The sequence below is a fragment of the Formosa sejongensis genome, from assembly GCF_033447105.1.
Classification (GTDB): domain Bacteria; phylum Bacteroidota; class Bacteroidia; order Flavobacteriales; family Flavobacteriaceae; genus Formosa.
The window spans coordinates 19,549-39,011 of record NZ_JAWQUN010000021.1 but is presented as its reverse complement, the minus strand read 5'-3'; the positions used below and the strand labels follow the sequence as shown (position 1 = coordinate 39,011).

Genomic DNA, 19,463 nt, shown 5'->3' with positions numbered 1-19,463 from the left:
TTTTATATTGGCAAACACTCTCGGCTCCACTCAGGACAGACAGAAACAAAAACCCACAACTCATACCCCCCTAAAACTAAAATGCTTTGGTCGTCCCTCTCTCTGGATGGCATTCTATACCGAAAGCTTATGTTAACGCCTTAAAAAAAGAATTTGCTACTGTAGTATCTCACGACCTTAAAATGCCATTGGACAATTTAATACAGACCTCTGATATTAAAAAAAAATACATGTGCTATATGGCACATGTATTTTAGTTCCCTTAAATTAGGATTAAAGGTAATATTGTTATTTCATATTTGGATAAAACACAGAAACTACTAATAGTTATATGAGCTTCTTATTTTAATTTGATGTCACTATTTAAGTATACCTTTTTTCTGAAGTTCAGCTTTTATTCCAGGTAGCATTTCTTTCGCTGCATTCATTCCTAATTCATATAATTTTTCATTGTCTTTACTACTCATTAAAGGAATACCTTTTAAGTTAGGAGCAATTAAAACATCAGCTGTTGAGGTTAATTCAGTATTAGCTTTATTTGCTGCAACCGAGTAAGATCTTATAATTACATCCTGACGATTCTTTAAGTCAACCGTAGTCTCAAAAGCCATAATTTTAACCTCAATTATATATTTTGGATTGTACTCTTTGGCTATATTAACGGGAAGATTATCAAGAACGCCTCCATCAACAAAAGTAGATCCATACATTTTTACGGGCTCAAAAATTCCTGGTATAGCACATGAAGCATTAACAGATGGAGCTATTGGTCCGGCTTTTAAAGCTACAGATTCTCCCTTCACTAGATCTGTAGTAACCGCTACAAAAGGTATCTTTGTATCTTCAATCTGAGAAACACGAAGTTGTTTACCAAGATAATCTTGCAGTTTTTTCCCTGAAACAAACCCTTCTTTCGATCTGAATAAAGAAAAATCAAAAACATCTTTTGCCGTTGTTGATTTTATTAAAGGCATAAGCGAGTCAATTTTAGGGTTGTCAGCATATAATGCGCCCACCATACTTCCAGCACTTGTTCCAACAATTAGGTCTATAGGTATTCCTGCATCTTCAAGTACTTTTATAACACCTACATGAGCCATTCCATGAAATGCACCACCACCAAGTACAAGAGCAACCTCAGGTCTATCATTAAGTACACGTGCAGTCGGTTGTGTTGCAGGATTGTCAACTACCATAAATTGTTTTGCACAAGACGATACGGCAAATAGTAAAACTAAAGAAAAGGCAATAATTGTAAACTGTTTTTTCATAATTGGAGGTTTTAGTGAGTTTCGCGAATCTAAACGTATTTGGTTTAACTCGCAACTAACAAGTATATTAAAAGAATAATAATCATTATAAAACACCTTTTATACTCCCTATGATATCATCTCCTGAAATATCGCAACAGATTAAAACGCGTTATGAAGCGTTAGGCTTAAATGGTTTATTCACTTGCCATATTCGACCTAAAATAGATTCTAAAGGTCTACTAAATTAAGGCAGATTGCACTTGGATTGTTAATGCTTCAAGACGTTACACACGCCCATAAGGGACCTATGTCTCCAATAGGCAAGCTTGCACCCTCTAAATTAATTATTTACCTTTAGGTAAATAAAAAGATGGCCATGCTGGGCACATAGAGAGTATAGTTAATGGCTGTTTTGTGCTAAAATTAAACATTTAAACGCTTAATAATCAAGTGTTAAACTAAAAATTAGACACTTCTAAACAAGCCACTAACCATTATGTCACATTCAATAAAAATTATGTAATTATAAAAATGAACGTAGAAAAATTTTTCTCATCTGAATTAATTCTTGAAAATGATTCAATTTTACTGCGCCCTTTATCTATTAGCGATATTGATGCAATAGAGCAAATTAGTTACAGTAAAAAACTGGGCGAATTTGGAGCAAGGGTAAAAAACAGAAATGATTTAATCGATTTTTTTGACTTCTGCCTAAAAGCAAAAAAAGAAAAAGAATTATATCCTTTAAAAATTATAAATCAGAAAAATAATAACCCAATCGGATTGACAATGTTTGGAAATATTAGTTTTCAAAGTAAACGGATAGAAATAGGTTGGACTTGGATTGGCGAAAAATTTCAAGGTACAGGAATTAATGCAATCTGTAAAGGACTACTTTTGGATTATTGTTTTGACAATTTAAAACTAAGAAGAGTTGAATTTAAAATAGACATAAATAACATAAAATCTCAAAAGGCAATAGAAAAGATTGGAGCTATCAAAGAGGGTCTTTTAAGAGATTATAACATGCAATCCTATGGAGAAAGCAAAGGAACTTATGTTTACAGTATTCTTAAAGATGAATGGGGAAAATCTAATTAACGGAAGGATTTATACTCAAACAGATATTAAAGTTATCCGAACAGACAAAATAGAACCTTGTACAACACCATGTATTAAAAATTGCTAGTTATAGTAAAGTCAAAGTTAGTTACTCGTTTGTTAGCTTCTGATTTTCCTTCGGAAAATCCTCGGACACAAAACCACACTATTCGAAAAGCAAAAATCTGTATTTTAGATTCCCGATTTCAAGGGAAGACAGTATCATGAGAAACCCCGAGGAAGAACCTCTAGGAATTATTATACACGGCCTTTTCTAACGGTAACGAAGTAGAAAAGATCAACTACCTTCATAAAAGCATAGCACTTTAACACCTTTTTTTTGGGGGAGACTATACAGAACAAAAACAGTTAAAATTTGGGAGATGCTGTTATCTGGAGTAGTTCCGAAATATAGGTTGTCCGCGTGCTTTAGTAATTAGCGAAAGTAAAGTTTGATTAGTTTGTTAAAAATCAGTTTGTCAGGTTTCTTTTTCTATACCCAAAAAACTAGTTCTGAATAACGGGCAGCTGATGCTGCTTACACATGCTGTTTTAAATATCCATTACATTCTTGTTTTTAGTGATAAAAACGATCTACAAACAACTAACCCCATAAACCTCATTTACAAACACCCAATACGTACGACCACTAGGTAGTACTACGTGTTTTTCAGTCATAACAGACAATCTGCTTAAAAAATTAGTATATTTATAATCAAGCTGTTACTACAATAACTCATAACTTAAGTAGTGAATTTTATGATTAACTCTATTTAATTGAAAACTGTTACTACTATTAAAAAAAAGAGAAATTATGGCAATTAATATTATTGGAGTTGGTTTGGGTCGTACGGGTACTAATTCACTTAAATTAGCAATTAATAAACTTGAACAAGGACCATGTCACCATATGGAAGGAGTTTTTAAAAATATGGATGTACAAGTGCCCCTTTGGTCGGAGGCCATAAAAGGAAATGCAAATTGGAGCGCTATTTATGAGGGCTATAAAAGTGCTGTCGATTGGCCTACAGCAGGATTTTTTCGTGAATTAATCAAGGAGTACCCAACAGCTAAATTTATATTAACAGAGCGAAGCCCTGAAAGTTGGGCTGATAGTTTTGGCTCAACCATCTATAAATTACTTCAAGGACCAGTACCTGAACATTTACAAAACTGGCTAAAAATGGCTAATGACGTAGTTGTGAAATCTGGATTTCCAATTGGGTCAGATAGAGATCAATTAATAGAAGGGTTTATTGCTCATAATAAGGCCGTAAAAGAGAGTATTCCTCAAGAACAATTACTAATATTTCAAGTGAAGGACGGATGGGAACCGCTTTGTGAATTTCTTAATGTAGCTGTACCAAATGAAGCTTTTCCGCGTACAAATAATCGTGAAGAGTTTTGGGAGTTAATAAAAGGCGCGAGTTAACTAAGAATTGTGTTAGCCATTTATATCTCTTTATAACATATAATGATTTTAATGAACAATAATAAAACACCCGGAAAAGGTGTAATAATTAGTTTTGTCTTTTATTAAAGTATAGCTAACAGCATGTAAAATTAATTGCGTGTTCTATGTGTAATCGGAAGATCCTACCTTACAAAATTACGTTAGCTGTTAGCTAAAAAAATACTTAAACCTTTGAAAACTCATCTTCAAAATTTGAAATAAAATCGTTGATATACTTTTTAGTTATATCGGATTTACGAAAAACTAAATGATGGATTCTTTTTAGTCCATTTTTGCCAATCCTTTTAAAGATTAAATCCTCTGATAATTTAAAGGATTTTAAAGCCCATTTTGGCATGCACATCATTCCCATATTAGCATCTACCATTTCCAAAGCAACTTCGGTTAACGGGATAGCCGAAATTTTGAGCGGGTTAATCTTATTTGGTTTTAAAAATTGCTCGTAAATCGAAACCGTTTCTAAAGGAAAAGAGTGAATTATTAAGTGCGTATTTAAAAAATCATTAGCGTCCACGAAGTCAACAGATTTTAAAAGATTCTCTTTATGTATAATTGCATAAATCTCATCTTCATAAATTTCTATACTTGATAAAGTATCATCTTCTGGTTTTGATGTCACCATTGCAATATCTATTTCATTTGACAAAATTTTTAAAATCGGCTGATGTGTCGCCTCAAGAATAAGATCTACATGTATTTCAGGATATAAAAGCCCCATTTTCTGAATAAAAGCAGGTAAACCTTGATAAAAACTATAGCATTCAGTACTCACTTTTATTTTGCCGACAGAACCCGTTCGTAACTGTTCTATATTTTGAAATCCTTTTTGAATACTTTCGAGAATGGAATTTCCTAGTGTATAGAGTTCATGTCCTTCATCTGTTAATTTCCATTTATTTCGAGTTCGCAGAAAAACCTTAAACCCCAAACGCTCCTCCAATTCTCTTAATTGATGACTTAAAGCTGATTGTGTTAAAAAAAGTTTTTCAGCAGAATTTGCGATACTTCCTTCTTCTGCAATTGTTTTTATTAATCTAAAATATTTGATTTCCATACGCTACAAAGTTAACAATTTAACAGTGATGATGTAGTTGAGAAAATTTCATCTATAAATTAAAAACGCTCAATTTATAAACACAAATCAAACATTCCGTTCTATCTACTTTTGTCAAAAATAACATTAGAAAGTATGCAGAAACAAATTGAATTTTATGAAAACAAATTAGTTTACGAAATGGATCCATCAGATTTATGGGACGAATTAGAACATAGAAAAAATGTTGTGGCCTTGGACGCTAGACAACCTTTTGGTTTTGAAAAGGAACATATTCCTACTGCAATCAACATTCCTCATAGAGACATGAATGAAGAAAGCACAAGACACTTAGACAAGTCTAAAACTTACGTTTGTTATTGCGATGGAATTGGTTGCAACGCATCTACTAAAGGCGCATTAAAAATGACAAAACTTGGATTTAAAGTAAAAGAACTTATCGGAGGCATTGAATGGTGGAAATTTGACGGATATGCAACCGTCGGACAAAAACCAACTCCAGGTTCACAAATGGAATGTGCGTGTTAAAACCGAATAAAATGGATATACAATACGCCAAAGAAAGTGACATACCGCAGATTATAGAACTTTGTAAAGCCCACGCCAAATTTGAACAGGCAGATTATGAACAGACTAACAAAATAGAATTATTATCTAAATTCCTATTTGCCGAAAATCCGAGTCTAAAATGTTTGGTTGTAAAACAAGAAGAGTTACTAATTGGTTACGCAACATTTATGAAACAGTTTTCGACTTGGGATACCCATTTTTATATTTACCTTGATTGTCTATATCTTAAAGAAAATAAGAGAGGAAAAGGTTTAGGAAAAATGCTTATGGAGAAAATTCAAGAGTATGGCAAGTCTGAAAATTGCACTATTATGCAATGGCAAACTCCCGATTTTAATAAAAAAGCAATAGGATTTTATAATAGCATTGGTGGTACATCGAAAAGTAAAGAACGGTTTTATCTAAATATTTAACAGCAAAAAAACCTGTTCTTTTATCTTACTTTGATAAATACACTCCTTATTTTAGAGGAGAACAAAAGGTGTATCGATTTTACTACATATCTTTTTTCATTTTTATTCGGATTATTATTTTATTGAACTCATGAGGTATTTCGCAATTTTAATTGATGAAAAGATCCTTCGACTACGCTTTGAATACACCAAGACAAAAAACTAGACTGATTTTGCTTTTCTTGAATACTACGGAAACTAAAAGTAGGTTCTTTACAGCCTATTCCTGTTTTCGTTTGTGAGAATTGATTCCAGATTTAAAAACGGTCTAAAGTTGTGTTTTTTTGTAAGCCCCTGAAACCTGTTTAGGGTAACGTCCATGTTGATGGATTTATAATATAGAATCTTTTTAGACTTAACCAAGGCAGATGTTAATAACTAAAACCAAAAATCCATGACCTAAAAACAAAAAGATCCTTCGGTCGTTTCCTTTCTCTGAATAACAGTATGGAGTAAAGCCCAATACATAAGCCTTAACAACATTAATACGTACGTTCTTCACGTATTACTTTACCATTCAACGTTTCCTTGACATCAACAGTAATGGTTTCAGAATCACTTTCTACATTACCAATAGTTATTTCTTGAATTCGACCATCTAAGAGTTCTACAATCAATTCATTCTCATTTTTAGCCGTTACCGATTTAATAACAGATTCCGTTTCGTAAGGTTCGATTACCGATAGATAACGTGTCTCTTTTCCTTTCGTTCTTACTGCTAATGTTTTTCTACGTGACGATTCATCTCCTAATGGGAAATCCCCACCTAATTTTGCATTGAATTCAACCGCTTTTAAACCAGATATATCTATGGTTATAGTTCCTGATTCTTTTGTATTTTCTGGCATTCCTGGTGTTGATTGTCCCATAAGTTCACCAGCAATTTTAATTGGCCCATCATAATAATCCTTACCTTTAGTATTTGGTACTAAAATATTCTCATATTTTAAAGGCAATGACGATACCAATACTTCCGAACCATCTTTAAGCGTTAACTTAGCATCTCCCCAAAAAATAGTATTTGTTTTTGCTTTTTGAGTTTTTGTTGTAAGCACTAGTTTCTTTTTACCTGAAATATCTAATTTAATATCTTGACTTCCCAAAACCCAAGCACTAGTACTGTCGTTAACAACTTCTACATCATCTGCAGTTATAGTATACCATAGTTTTTTCTCTACTGAAAAGGCTTCAGGTGTGGTTCCAATCATGATTTCATTTTGAATTGGCCAGGCATTAAACACATCTATTTTTAACGGACCATCCTCACTGTTTCGCATTCTAGCACCACCATTATCGCAACCTTCACCAAAGCACATTTCGAATGACGAACGTGCTGTTCCCGTAGTTTCATACCAATCGCAATCTGTTGTAAATTGCGCTGCTCCTAAAGGATCTGTACTCCATTGGTTGTCGTGTCTTAAAAACTCTTTTTTATCGGCACTTAATGTTTTAAAGCCTTTAATCTGCATGAGCCAATCGTAAGTACGAATACTATCAGATTTCGCGTAATCTGATAAGACAATAAAATCGTCCATCATAACCATCACTCTACGTTGCATAATGGAATCTGTTTGTGCTGTAACATCTCCATAAGGCGGATGATCTTCTGGAATAAATAAACTTCTACCTTCATTCCAAGCCTTATCTTCTACCGTAACAGGATCGCCACCATAAATCATTCCCATATAAGGCGGATTCATCCAACGGGATTTAGATTCTACTGCTGTAGCCTGCATCATATCTCCCGTGTAAAAAAGGGTTTTAAAACTTTCTGTAGGTTCTTGCATTTTCTCATCGACCACCACCATGTTTTTATTAATAGAGGCTTGGACTAAAAATTTATACAGATAAGAACTATACCCGTACCAATACATCTCTGGGTTATAAAAACTTCGGCCATAACGCATCATACTAATTAACTGCGTACGATCGTAATGTCCGTGTCCACCACCATGTGTTCCGTAATGCAATGCGGCCTGAATTTGATCGCGCTGTTCCCTATCTGGTGTTTGAGAGCGTAATTGTACAATTCCCATATTGTCGGCATAAGCGGATTTACTTGCTTTTTCGGACGTTACTTCTGGTAAATCAGGAACTCCATAAAGTAAATCTCTTGTTTTTCCACGTCCTATAATTCCTGCATATTCCGGATCGCGATATAAATAATAAGCCAACTCGTAATCGGCTCCACTTACACGCGTTTCTGTGGCATCGTTTACAGCAAACATAACGCCGCGATAATCTAGAAAATCGAGAGCGGCATCCCACATATCTTTAATACCTATATTGTTATTATTTAAGGTTCCCCATTTCATAAAATTCATACCATGAGCTCCCGGACGGTTTCTACGTGGTGTTAATGAATGATTAGGTGTTGTACCCAAAGGCATTAACTTATTTTTAAAATCGATTCCCCACGGCTCTAGTGAAATGGCAATCTGAGAAAACATTTGTGAACACCACAAGTTATATCCAATAGCAGCTTCATGCCACCAACCATCGTTAAGGACACCTTGTGCTAACTGCTGATAAATTCCAGCAGGCATCGTTAAAAGTTCTTCTGCTAAATACAAATCTTGAATAGAAAGTGCGCAATAAAACGCGCCTGCTAATTCACTTAAATCCCAGTTCCCGATATTACCTGCACTATTTTCTGTAATGGCAATATCAATATATAATCGAAATGAATTTTCTATTAATTGTTGGTCTTCAGCGGTTAACAAATCGGCATCCTGAATCATGTCATAACCACGAGCAATATTCTGAAAGAAGCCACCTTCTTTAACAAAATTAGCACCACCAGCTCTCCATGTTGTAGGGTATCCATTTTCTTCACTAGAAAAGCGTTTTAAAAAGAGTGCACATTTTTCTGCATATTCCTTTTTACCTGTAATCTGATACGCAATTGCTGTATTAAACATGGCATTTGCATCTTTCTCGCTGTATAAATGCTGACCAAATTGAAAATCGCGAGTAGGACCATTAGTATCTACTTTTGGAACCTCCCATTCTTGTGCTATTTTTTCATACGTTAAAGCGCCTTCTTTAGCCCAGTCGTATGTTTCCATTTTATCTCTAACTTCCTGCCATTTATCTGCCGTAAAAACAATATTTGGAGCAGGAACAGTTACAGCTGTAGTAAACTGAAGTGTTGCGGCTGCATTTCCTTTTCCGTTTGGAATGGCTTTAAGCACTTGATTTTCATGAACCCCTTCAGGTAATCTGTCAGGAACATTTACGAGAACCGTACATTTAACCACTTGAAAAGGTTGAAGTTCAATGGTGCTTGGATCAACCGTTTGAGTCATTGATTCCCAACCATATTTAGTGAATTGTAACTGCACATTTTGAATGTTTGCGGTGGTATTACTTACCTCCACTTCATATTCCACTTGTCCGCCTGCTTTAACTGATTTCCCCTGAATTGGAGCTTCAAGCGCAATAAACTCGCCTTTAGCGACACTTACATTCCGTATTTTAAGGCTTTTATTATTATCGGAATCTACCTTAATTTCAAGTTCCTTAACCGCTTGCAAGGTTGCTCCTTTTTGTCCTTCTGCTAAATCGAATAACTCCCAAGGAATATAAACCGACTGCCAACCTATACCAGTAATTTGCAGATTAGTCGTACTCACAGGATTTAATCCTCCAGTATCCGACTCATCAACTTTAAAGCTGACTACTACGCTAGCACGCGACTCTTTTTTAAGGTAAATATCGAAGGCTACACCTGCATAAGGACTCCAGTCGCTGGCATTGCCGTGTATTTGTTTAAATCCTTTATAAGATTTCTCGCCATCCGGATAGCGATACGAAATGGTTTTTCCACTAGAGAACGCACCAACGTTATGCTTATCTTTTTTGACTCCTGACCAATCGGAAAAATCAATATTTCCAATTTGTTCTCGTACCTGCGCTTGCATTGCAAAAGACATCACGCAAAGTAATATTAAGATAAAGTGTTTCATTATTTTATTAATTTTCATTTATAATTTATTATTCTAAAACTAATAGGGTCCTAAACGATTACTCTCTTTTTCTACAAAGATTTGCCACTACTGACTTTATGGAATTAGTTGTACTTAGGGAGGTACTTTTTCTATATAAGTTGAATTTTGTTTTTTGGGTTGGCCTATCGAAAATTTATCGTAAAATTTGAAGAGAAACTATCGTAAAATTTAAAGCTGTTTGAGCTAAACATATGTTTCTATATAGTTGATTTTCAGTAGCGAGTTCTTTAAATTTAGATAGTGAACGAAAAATTTAGATAAAAGTTCGTAAGCCTAGATTTTTTTGGCTTGGTTTATCCAGAGCGAAGTCGAAGGGTTTTTTTATCAATGAAAAAAAATGAACATGTAATATTATTTAGGACACGATTGTTCTAAAACATTTACTCTAATATTTCTAAACGCCACAGGTCCGTGTCCGCCTTGTAAACGGAATGGCGCACTTAGCACTTCTACATCTGATAAAGTTCCTTTGGTTGGACCTGATAATATTATGTTTTCATGCACTACAACATCATTAAGACTAACTTTATCGAATTGGGCATTCTTTATTTTTTCTCCGTTTGAATTAAATTTCGGAGCCCTAAAAATAACATGTAAACTTTGCCATTCTCCAGGTGCTTTACTCTCATTCGTACTTGGCGCATACCCTTCAAAACTTTTTTCTGCCTCTACTCTAGTGTCGTCATAGCGTTGCTGAATCCCTGCACAATCGTAAAACGTAAGATCTTGATCTTTTACGCCCCAACTATCGAAAAGTTGTACTTCGTATCTGCTCTGAAAATAAATCCCCGAATTTGAACCTTTAGGTAGCATAAACTCAAGTTTCAGTTCTATATCTTGATATGAATCTTTAGTAACGAGGTATTTGGCTTTACCATTTACGCCGTTTACGAAGCAATCACCATCGGCTTTGAATATTAAGGTTTCTGGGTTTTGCACATCCATTTGCACAGCATTCGCTTTTACCCAGTTCCCCACAGGTTGAACAAAATCGTTAAGTGAACTTAATTGCGTTTGCCCAACGATCGTATTCGAAATAAAACACAGCATGCATAACATGGGAATAAACAACTTCTTTTGTACCATAATGAAAGCGTATTTTTAGATTATTTTATTGAATATCCCCTATGTATCATAATGTAGTATTGTAATTAACTTAGTGTCCAATCGAGCGGCGTAGAAGATGGGATGTAGTAGTTTTCGCATCCGCTACCATTGACAATAAGAACCATTATAAGTTTATACGGATATATATTTTTGTAAAATTCGTTTATCTCCTTAAAGTGCTCCTGAAACCACAAATACCGCCGCATACGCATTTGGTCTATGAGCTGGAACATTTAAAATTAGTTTATCTCGCTCTTGCTTAAACTTGATTTTTTCATCGCTACCGATTAACGTTATAGATCTAATTTTTTTAGGATTGTATTGCGATTTTAATCCAAGAGCAGGAATTTTGATGTCCCCTTCAGTAGGATTTAATACTATCATATATAGCACATCTCCCTTGGTTGTAAATCGGACTTCATTCGGACCATAAGGTGGGGTATCTTTAGTTCTGTTATTAAACTGTTTATCCTCCATCTTTTTAAGGTCTTCAGGATTCATATTTGCTAAATTTTTGTTGCTAGAATTTGGATCTATAAAACTAGAATACAAATTATCGCCATGTACTTTCCATGGTTTAGAGGCATAAATGGCTTCTGAATTCAGTTGAAACCAATCCCCAAATTCATCTAAAATGAGTTTATGTTCAGGTGGAATTGAACCATCCGGAAGCAATTCTACATTCAATACAAAATTTCCATTTTTACTCACCACATCTACAAGCAATTCGATTGTACTTCTCGCATCGTGTCGGGATGGATCGTCTTTTTTATAAAACCAATGCGTAAAACTACAGATGCTTTGCCAGGGTACTGGAGAGATTTTATTCTCTACACCTTGCTCGATATCGTGTAATATTCCGGGGTCTCTACCTGGAATTTTACCAGCTATAACGGCGGTTATTTCTCCATTTTCATTTAAGTTATGATTATAAAAAGTTCGGAAGGCTTCTTTTCCATACTCACCATAAGGAAAACCACGACCATCGAACCACATATAATCTATATCGTAATTTGTTAGTAAATCTTGCATACGTAACAACCAGTTTGCTTTCCATGCTTCTTCCCATGCTGCCGTTCTTTGCTCCGGAGGTAAACCATATAAGTTTGCTGGATCGAAACCGTCCCACCACGTTCCTTTTCCATCTGCTTTGGTTAAATTTCCGTCGTAAGGCACGCCTTTATATGGTCCAGAATCATCGGAACCAAAAGCTGGTAAATTCCAATCGAAAAAACGTTCATCATGCGTGGTTACACCAAAAGGCACGCCGTACTTTTTAGCCGATTTACTAAATTCACCAATAATATCACGTTTAGGCCCCATATTAACGGAGTTCCATTCCTGATGAATAGAATTCCAATTATCAAAATTATCATGATGATGTGCTAAAGCCATAAAGTATTTAGCACCCAAGTCTTCTGTAAAGTATTTTAAAAGTGCATCGGTATCTAACTTTTCCGCTTTCCATTCATTTATGACATCTTTATATCCCACTTCTGATGGATGCCCATATGTTTTAAGATGATACGGGTAGGCATTTTTACCAAAGGTCTCTTTCCCTACATCTTGCATATACATATGTCGTGCATACCAACCGCCTCCATATTCTGGTACGGTTTGAGCACCCCAATGCACCCATATCCCAAATCGGGCATCTGTATACCATTCTGGAATCTCGTATTGTTCACTTAATGCTTCCCATGACAGATCTTTATCTTGAGAATATGAAAAAGTGCTTATAGCAACCGCAATAAAAATCAGTAGTTTATATTTTTTGTTTTTCATGATTTATATCTTTTGTGCTAATTAAGTCAACTTATTTTCAGCTGTTTATACATAAGAATAGTTGCGTGTCTGTATACGAGGATTTACTTAAAAAAAATCAAAAGTATACCACACAATATTTTCTAATCTTTTGTTTGATTTATTCTTTTGATGTTTTGTTTTTTAGTAAAAAAATATATTCTTATTCCAATTAGATTGAAAAATAAAACTACAAATACCCAAAAAAATTTATCATTCCCATTTAGCTTACTTTTAAAAATATCAATTAAATTTATTAGTGTTATTATAAGCGTTAATAGTATTGATATTAAAACGACTTTAATCAAAAAGGGATTATGATTCCTAAGTATATCATTTTGTTCTGTCTTGATTTATATGTAAAAATCTTCTGTTAGCATTAAACCCTACTGCTTATAAACCTTGTGATTACACCTCATCGTTTTCTCATTCTTCTGCAAAGCGAATCAGGTAGGTTTCTCCCTTTTTAGTTTCAAAAGACATCGTGTTTGAAGTATCGCTTTTAAACGCGATAGACTTTCCTTTTTCATCTGTTAATTTTGCCACTGAAAGGTCATCATATTTAAGGGTACACGTTCCACCACTTCGCGATAATACTTTAATAGAAGTCGCTTTTCCATCTGTCCAAACAACATCTAATTCAAAGTTACCTCGCGCTACTAAACCACTATACTGGCCATTATTCCACGCTTTAGGAAGTGCTGCTAAAGGTTCAATATATCCTTCATGACTTTGAAGAAGCATTTCTGAAACGCCAGCCATAGCACCAAAATTACCATCAATTTGGAATGGCGGATGGGTAGTCCATAGATTAGGCAATGTCTTTTCTTGTATAAATTTTGTATACACTTCATGGGCTTTTTCACCATCCTTCGTGCGTGCTCTCAGATTCATTCTGTGGGCCATTCCCCAACCTGTTGTATTATTTCCTCTCTCGTCTAAAGTCACTATAGATCCATCCATCCATTCCGGGGTAGACGTATTAATAAGTGTCCCTGGATAAAGGGCACAAAGGTGCGAGATGTGTCTATGATTCTTTTGTCCAATTTCTCCGTAGTATTCCTCTTCTCTAAATTCTTTTATCTGACCAGATTTACCAATAATAATGGGATCTAGCTTGTTGATTTCGTCTTGAACTACATTTATGAAATCATCTCTAATGTCCAAAACTTCAGAAGCTTTCAGCAAATCATTATGATTTTCCCAAACCAATTCCTGATCGAAAGTGGTTCCAGCCGTTATGTAATTGGCACCGTTATGTATTTGTTCGGGTGATGCAGAAGGGTCTACAAGAAGAAGATTATCTCCTGTAGGAACCAATGTTTTAGACAGAAACTTGCTCATGCCCAAAATAGCAGGATAGGCCTTTTCTCTAAGGAAAGTGGTATCCATTGTAAATTCGTAATAATCCCAAAACATTTTGGTGGTCAGTGCACCGGTTCCTGGGCCTGAATGTCCGCCAGGTCCTACAATTTTATATGGTGTTGTTCCTGTACCAATGGTCCAGCCATTATCAAGGCTATCTTTCGCTAGCGCTGAAGCGTGATGCTCCTTAAGATATTTGGTAGCCAAACTTTTGGCTTTAGGATGATAGGCATCAAAAAACTCGACATAAGGCGTGAATGTTTCAGCTAAATTGGAATTAAAAGCACCCCAATAATTCATTTGTATATTAATATTATGCCAAAACCCTCCCGTAAAAGGAGTCACTTCATACTGGCTCCAAACGCCCTGCAAACCACAAGGTAAAGTCCCTGCTCTAGACGTTGAGATTAATAAATATCTCCCATAATGAAACATCAACTCTTCGAGGTAATGATTACTTGGATCTAGCTTATAGTTTTCTAATACTACATTAGTTGGCTCTATGGGTGTATTTTCTGTAAACTCCAACTGCACTCTTGAAAATAAATTTTGATAGTCATCAAGATGTCTATCTTTTAACACCTCATACCCTTTATCCGAAGCCGTATTAATTAAAGCACTCACCTTATCGTGAGGGAATTTATTAGGGTCTAGCTTCTTGTTATTTACGTCTTCCTTAAAAAGCGCCTCAGTCATTTCATAATTTGTACCCGCCGCAATTAAAATGATCACGCTATTGGCATTAGACACCACTATTTCTGACTTATCTCCATTTTGAAAAGCTGTTAATTCTCCACCTTCATTAATGACTTTTATTTGCCCCTCATAATTGACACTAAAATGTTCTATAAAACCAGACATTGTAATCAAGTCATTTTCAACTTTCATAACTCCAGTCCTAGTATTTTTCTGAGTCGAATCTCGGAGATAAGGAATTTCTGGTTTGAGTGTAAAAGAGATTTTCCCTTTTTTATTGGCACTCAATTTTATAGCCATCACATTATCAGGATAGCTCATAAAATGCTCCCGAGTATATGCTACACCGTCATAGGTATAGTCAACATAAGCAATGGCTTCATTAATATTAATAGACCGGCTATAGTCTGTTGGATTTTCATGATTGAACTCCAAATTAATTTCTGCGAAACTCGTTAATCCTCCAATGCCATAAAGTCCTTCATTAGCCAATGTTTTTTCAGTTAACTGAATTCGTTCTGTATCCGTTCTACCAAAAATATTGGCACCCATATATCCATTACCAATAGGGTATGAATACAGTTCCCAATCTTCATCATAAGGATATCCTCTGGCTTTACTAATATTAAAATCGCCTCCACGGTTTGCTGAAGGCTGGTTATCCCAGACAGTGTAAATTTTCTCCGATGAAACTGGTAAAGGTGCATCCTTACAACCTAAAAATGACAGCATGAGAATTACACACACTCCAAAATGACTAACTTTTATCCTCATAATATATTTTTTCTATAACATCATTTTACTCGTTCACATAGACATACCTAATTCTACACGCATTCCCATTGCTTTTTGAATCGGTTTCCTTAGCTATTTTTAGTTCTAATTGATGCTGTTCTTTAGTTAAACCACTAGCCAACGTATAATACCATGGTAAATGAATCGATTTACTCCACTTTGTAAACAGGTTTAATATTTGCCACTCTCCTTTATCAATTCTATATTCAATAATCCCAGCATCTTGGCCAGCAGCAACGGCAATACCCACGGTATTCCCTTTAAATTTTAGTTTTAATGTACTTCCCGGAGTATCACTAATTAACATCGGTACATCTACATAATTTTCACGAAACGTCTTCCCATCGTTTGGATTCCAAGATGGATCTAATGTCCAACCTTTACTCAACTTTAAAGTAGAAACATCTAACAAAACACCGTTTTCATAACTATAAACATCTAAAGGTTTTGGCAAATTGTGAGCTGCTATTTTATCGTCAGGATCTAAATGACCCGAATAGGCTGTCTCTAAAAATGCGATCATAGAATGCGCATAAACCCCTTGTCCGAAAGGTGAAGGATGAAGGTTCTTAAAATCGTCTTTCCATGTAAACTCTCCGTTATCGATGCGTTCGGTGACTTCTAATGCGAGATTAATGGTCGGAATGTTATAATGTTTGGCAACTGAATCATGGTTTTTAATCACTTCTGGTACTTCTCCGGTACGATAGCTTTCCATTTTATCTGGATCGACAAAATACATAACCACGATATCTACTTCTGGATTCGCTTTTCGTATATGTCTAACGATACCTTCCATCCCACGAACACGCTCTGTTGATGTCCGCATATTCGTAGCATCATTTACCGCTGCTTCTTCAAATAACAAATCTATTTTACCTTTAGATAACACATCACGTTCTAGTCGAAACGCTCCAGGTGTACTTCCCATAGAAGGGATTCCTGCCGCAATAAATTCGAATTTAGTTTTAGGAAATCTATGTTCTAAATAGTCCATAATACTATCTCGCCAACCACTATTATGCGTAATCGACCCGCCAAGGAAAGCGACACGACCTGTTTTATTGCGTTCAAATTGAATGTAGCTATTCTTTAAATCACTTCGCATATTATGATATGCCGATGACACTAGTGGCGCATCCTTTATGCTGTTTCTCATAATAAAATCGACTACCATTTCAGGATCGTCAATATTATAATGATGTCCGTTGGATTTCTGAACCCCAGAGCTACAAGGCGACACTGTTGCTGTTCCGCCCAATTGAATATAATTATTTACTAATACTAATGAATTTTCATCTGGAGGAACTACGCCATCTTTTAAACTTATAGTGTGTAAAATAGGGACGTTTGCTTGCGCTAATCCGTCTAAATTATTGATAGGATTATCTGCGTACGCTTTAGCTTCGACATCTGATTTAAAACCATATTCAGTTTTTAGCGTCTCCCAATCTTTTTTACTGCCCTTACTATTTCCGAAACCTGCAGGCCAACTTTTAAAATCGCACACCACAGCATCTCCATAAATACAGGCTACTTTATCGGGGTTTTGTTTCGCCCAATTGTAGATAAATAACCCTCCGCGACTGTGACCATGTAAGGCCACTTTCGGATTTAATTGATAGGTTAACATTAGCTCTTCATAAAACCTGTTCCACACAGCTACAGCCTTTGGACTCCCAAACTGATTGTCTGTATTCACATAAGCCACATGAAATCCTTTTGCCAACAACATACTATCTATTTCGGCATGATACTCCGGAAAACGACCTCGCCATAACCAAGGATTTCCAGGTAATGGTTTATCTGGTTTTGTAAGCTGTGCATCTCGACCTTCAAATTTGAAATTAATGCGTTCGAAACCTTTCCAAGTTGTTTGAACGCCTTCACTATTATTATTTTGAGCAAAGCCCCAAGAAAAAGTGAGTATTGCCATAATAAGGACTATAAATAGGTTTTTATTTTTCATATTAATTTAAAGCACTTATTCTAGTTAATTTAAAATAATAGGCCCCAATTTCATTGTTGTCATTATCAATAAACCATGAGGACATAGATGTTTTTCCTTTGGTAAAGTTACCTTTGAATACAACCGATTTTGCATCTAACGGTACTGCTTTTTCTTCTTTCCATCCTCCAATTTTTACAATTGCTTTTTTAAAATCCATTGCTTTTCCTTCGGATATGGCTTCAACATACGTGGTTGCTTTTCTACCAGGAATACCTTCATTAATCATCAAACCAGACTCAAATGGCCAGCGACTAACTTCAATTTCATAAACACCATCACGTTCAAATTCAAGGGTGAATTCACCTCCTATAGGATTTAATTTCGCTTCTCTAATAAAATCTTGGTTCCATGGAATTTTTGAATCATGAACATGTTCGTCATGACAGGTAAGTATTACCGGGTTTTCTTTTTCTGAACCTACTATGATAACAGGAAACTGATTGAATTCTGTAGAAACTGAACTCCACCACTCGTCATAATACCCACGCATTTTGGTAACAGTCTCTGGAAATTTAGTTGCTATATCATTATTTTGACCTGGATCTGTAGAAATGTCATATAATTCAGTACCATTTACTAATCGCATGTTATTTGACATGACTGCGCTTTTTCGCCATTTAATAGGTTCTTGAACACGCTGAGAATCTGTAATTAAATAATCGCGTTGGAATACGGCATTTTCATCCAATAATAACGACGAGACATCACTACCATCCAACTCTAATTCAGGCATTTGTAAATCACAGATTGTTGCTAGTGATGGCAATATATCTAAGTGCGCTAACAAGTTATTAACATCTCGTCCGCCTGAAATTCCGCCATCTGGATAGGAGATAAAAAACGGAACTCTATGACCGCCTTCGTACTCACTATTTTTAATCCCATTCATATTAGCATTATACCCATACATCTTTCCATAAACATCTTGATATCCTGTGGCCGTACCATTATCGGTCATGAAGATTACAATGGTATTGTCTTCCAATTTCAATTGCTTCAATTTGTCTAGAAGACGTTTAAAATTATCATCTACATTAGTAATCATCCCATAAAAAACCTTCATTTCTTCTGGAATGTCTTCATTTTTATAGGTATTGTAATAGTCCTCAGGAACATTATAAGGAAGGTGAGGCGCATTAGCTGAGATATAACAAAAGAACGGTTTGTCTTTATTGGTTTCAATATATTCTATGGCTTCACTAAACCAAACATCTGTGCAATAACCTTCAACTTTTTTAGGCACACCGTTTTCAAAGTAGGTATCGTCAAAATAATCATTATTCCAATAATCTGGTGTTTGACCAACGCCTCCACCACCATGGGATAATACATGCTTAAAACCTTTGTCTTGTGGACGTGAAGGGTAATTATCACCTAAATGCCATTTCCCAAACATGGCTGTTTCATAACCATTGTTTTGAAACACATTCGCCATGGTTACTTCATTTTCACGAAGAATAGATACTCCTCCAATGGTATGCCAAACCCCTACTCTATTAGCATAACGCCCAGTCATTAATCCCGATCGTGAAGGTGCACAAGTAGGTGCCACATGAAAATCGGTTAAACGGACAGATTCCTTATAGAACTTATCTAAATTAGGTGTTTTTACAATAGGGTTTCCTGTGCATGCTAAATCCCCGTATCCTTGATCGTCAGTGATGACAATAATAACATTCGGTTTCTGTTTTGTTTGCGCCACTACCGTATAAAAACCTAAAACCATAGGTAAAAACAATAGTATTTTGGATAAGTTAGTTGTTTTCATTTTA

The 19,463-nt window shown here is 35.4% G+C and carries 14 protein-coding genes; 5 read left to right on the top strand and 9 right to left on the bottom strand.

The features are described 5' to 3' along the window. The first annotated feature begins 86 nt into the window (after positions 1-86). Entirely contained in the window at positions 87-257 is a 171-nt protein-coding gene (locus tag R6X41_RS15815; RefSeq protein WP_318501321.1) for a hypothetical protein, read from the top strand. A 102-nt stretch (positions 258-359) separates the two neighbouring features. Here R6X41_RS15815 and R6X41_RS15810 read toward each other — a convergent pair whose 3' ends face one another. Then, complete coding sequence (locus R6X41_RS15810; RefSeq protein WP_318501320.1) at positions 360-1,271, bottom strand: patatin-like phospholipase family protein; 912 nt, start codon at positions 1,269-1,271, stop codon at positions 360-362. 513 nt (positions 1,272-1,784) lie between these two features. Between R6X41_RS15810 and R6X41_RS15805 the strand changes: the two genes are divergently transcribed. Both R6X41_RS15805 and R6X41_RS15800 read left to right on the top strand, forming a co-directional pair. After that, positions 1,785-2,354 carry a GNAT family N-acetyltransferase gene (locus tag R6X41_RS15805; protein WP_318501319.1) on the top strand — a complete coding sequence of 190 codons (570 nt, stop codon included), beginning with the start codon at positions 1,785-1,787 and terminating at the stop codon, positions 2,352-2,354. Positions 2,355-3,168: 814 nt separating this feature from the next. Further along, positions 3,169-3,786 carry a sulfotransferase family protein gene (locus tag R6X41_RS15800; protein WP_318501318.1) on the top strand — a complete coding sequence of 206 codons (618 nt, stop codon included), beginning with the start codon at positions 3,169-3,171 and terminating at the stop codon, positions 3,784-3,786. A gap of 205 nt (positions 3,787-3,991) precedes the next feature. Here the strand turns inward: R6X41_RS15800 and R6X41_RS15795 are convergent, their stop codons facing one another. Further along, entirely contained in the window at positions 3,992-4,882 is an 891-nt protein-coding gene (locus R6X41_RS15795) for a LysR family transcriptional regulator (protein WP_318501317.1), read from the bottom strand. Between the two features lie 135 nt (positions 4,883-5,017). Here R6X41_RS15795 and R6X41_RS15790 point away from each other — a divergent pair, with 135 nt between their 5' ends. Further along, positions 5,018-5,410 (top strand): rhodanese-like domain-containing protein, encoded by a 393-nt coding sequence (locus R6X41_RS15790; RefSeq protein ID WP_318501316.1) that lies wholly within the window; start codon positions 5,018-5,020, stop codon positions 5,408-5,410. A gap of 11 nt (positions 5,411-5,421) precedes the next feature. After that, complete coding sequence (locus R6X41_RS15785) at positions 5,422-5,865, top strand: GNAT family N-acetyltransferase (protein ID WP_318501315.1); 444 nt, start codon at positions 5,422-5,424, stop codon at positions 5,863-5,865. A gap of 521 nt (positions 5,866-6,386) precedes the next feature. Here the strand turns inward: R6X41_RS15785 and R6X41_RS15780 are convergent. From R6X41_RS15780 to R6X41_RS15750, 7 genes are all read right to left on the bottom strand, one after another. Next, positions 6,387-9,872 (bottom strand): alginate lyase family protein, encoded by a 3,486-nt coding sequence (locus tag R6X41_RS15780; RefSeq protein ID WP_318501314.1) that lies wholly within the window; start codon positions 9,870-9,872, stop codon positions 6,387-6,389. Positions 9,873-10,265: 393 nt separating this feature from the next. Further along, entirely contained in the window at positions 10,266-11,000 is a 735-nt protein-coding gene (locus R6X41_RS15775; protein WP_318501313.1) for a 3-keto-disaccharide hydrolase, read from the bottom strand. Between the two features lie 192 nt (positions 11,001-11,192). After that, complete coding sequence (locus R6X41_RS15770) at positions 11,193-12,806, bottom strand: alpha-L-fucosidase (RefSeq protein ID WP_318501312.1); 1,614 nt, start codon at positions 12,804-12,806, stop codon at positions 11,193-11,195. Positions 12,807-12,928: 122 nt separating this feature from the next. Next, complete coding sequence (locus R6X41_RS15765; protein ID WP_318501311.1) at positions 12,929-13,132, bottom strand: PLDc N-terminal domain-containing protein; 204 nt, start codon at positions 13,130-13,132, stop codon at positions 12,929-12,931. 118 nt (positions 13,133-13,250) lie between these two features. Then, positions 13,251-15,659 (bottom strand): glycosyl hydrolase family 95 catalytic domain-containing protein, encoded by a 2,409-nt coding sequence (locus R6X41_RS15760; protein ID WP_318501310.1) that lies wholly within the window; start codon positions 15,657-15,659, stop codon positions 13,251-13,253. Between the two features lie 25 nt (positions 15,660-15,684). Beyond that, positions 15,685-17,616: an SGNH/GDSL hydrolase family protein gene (locus R6X41_RS15755; RefSeq protein WP_318501309.1), complete on the bottom strand. Its 1,932-nt coding sequence runs from the start codon at positions 17,614-17,616 to the stop codon at positions 15,685-15,687. A gap of 34 nt (positions 17,617-17,650) precedes the next feature. Then, positions 17,651-19,459 carry an arylsulfatase gene (locus R6X41_RS15750; protein ID WP_318501308.1) on the bottom strand — a complete coding sequence of 603 codons (1,809 nt, stop codon included), beginning with the start codon at positions 19,457-19,459 and terminating at the stop codon, positions 17,651-17,653. Between the last annotated feature and the right edge of the window lie 4 nt (positions 19,460-19,463).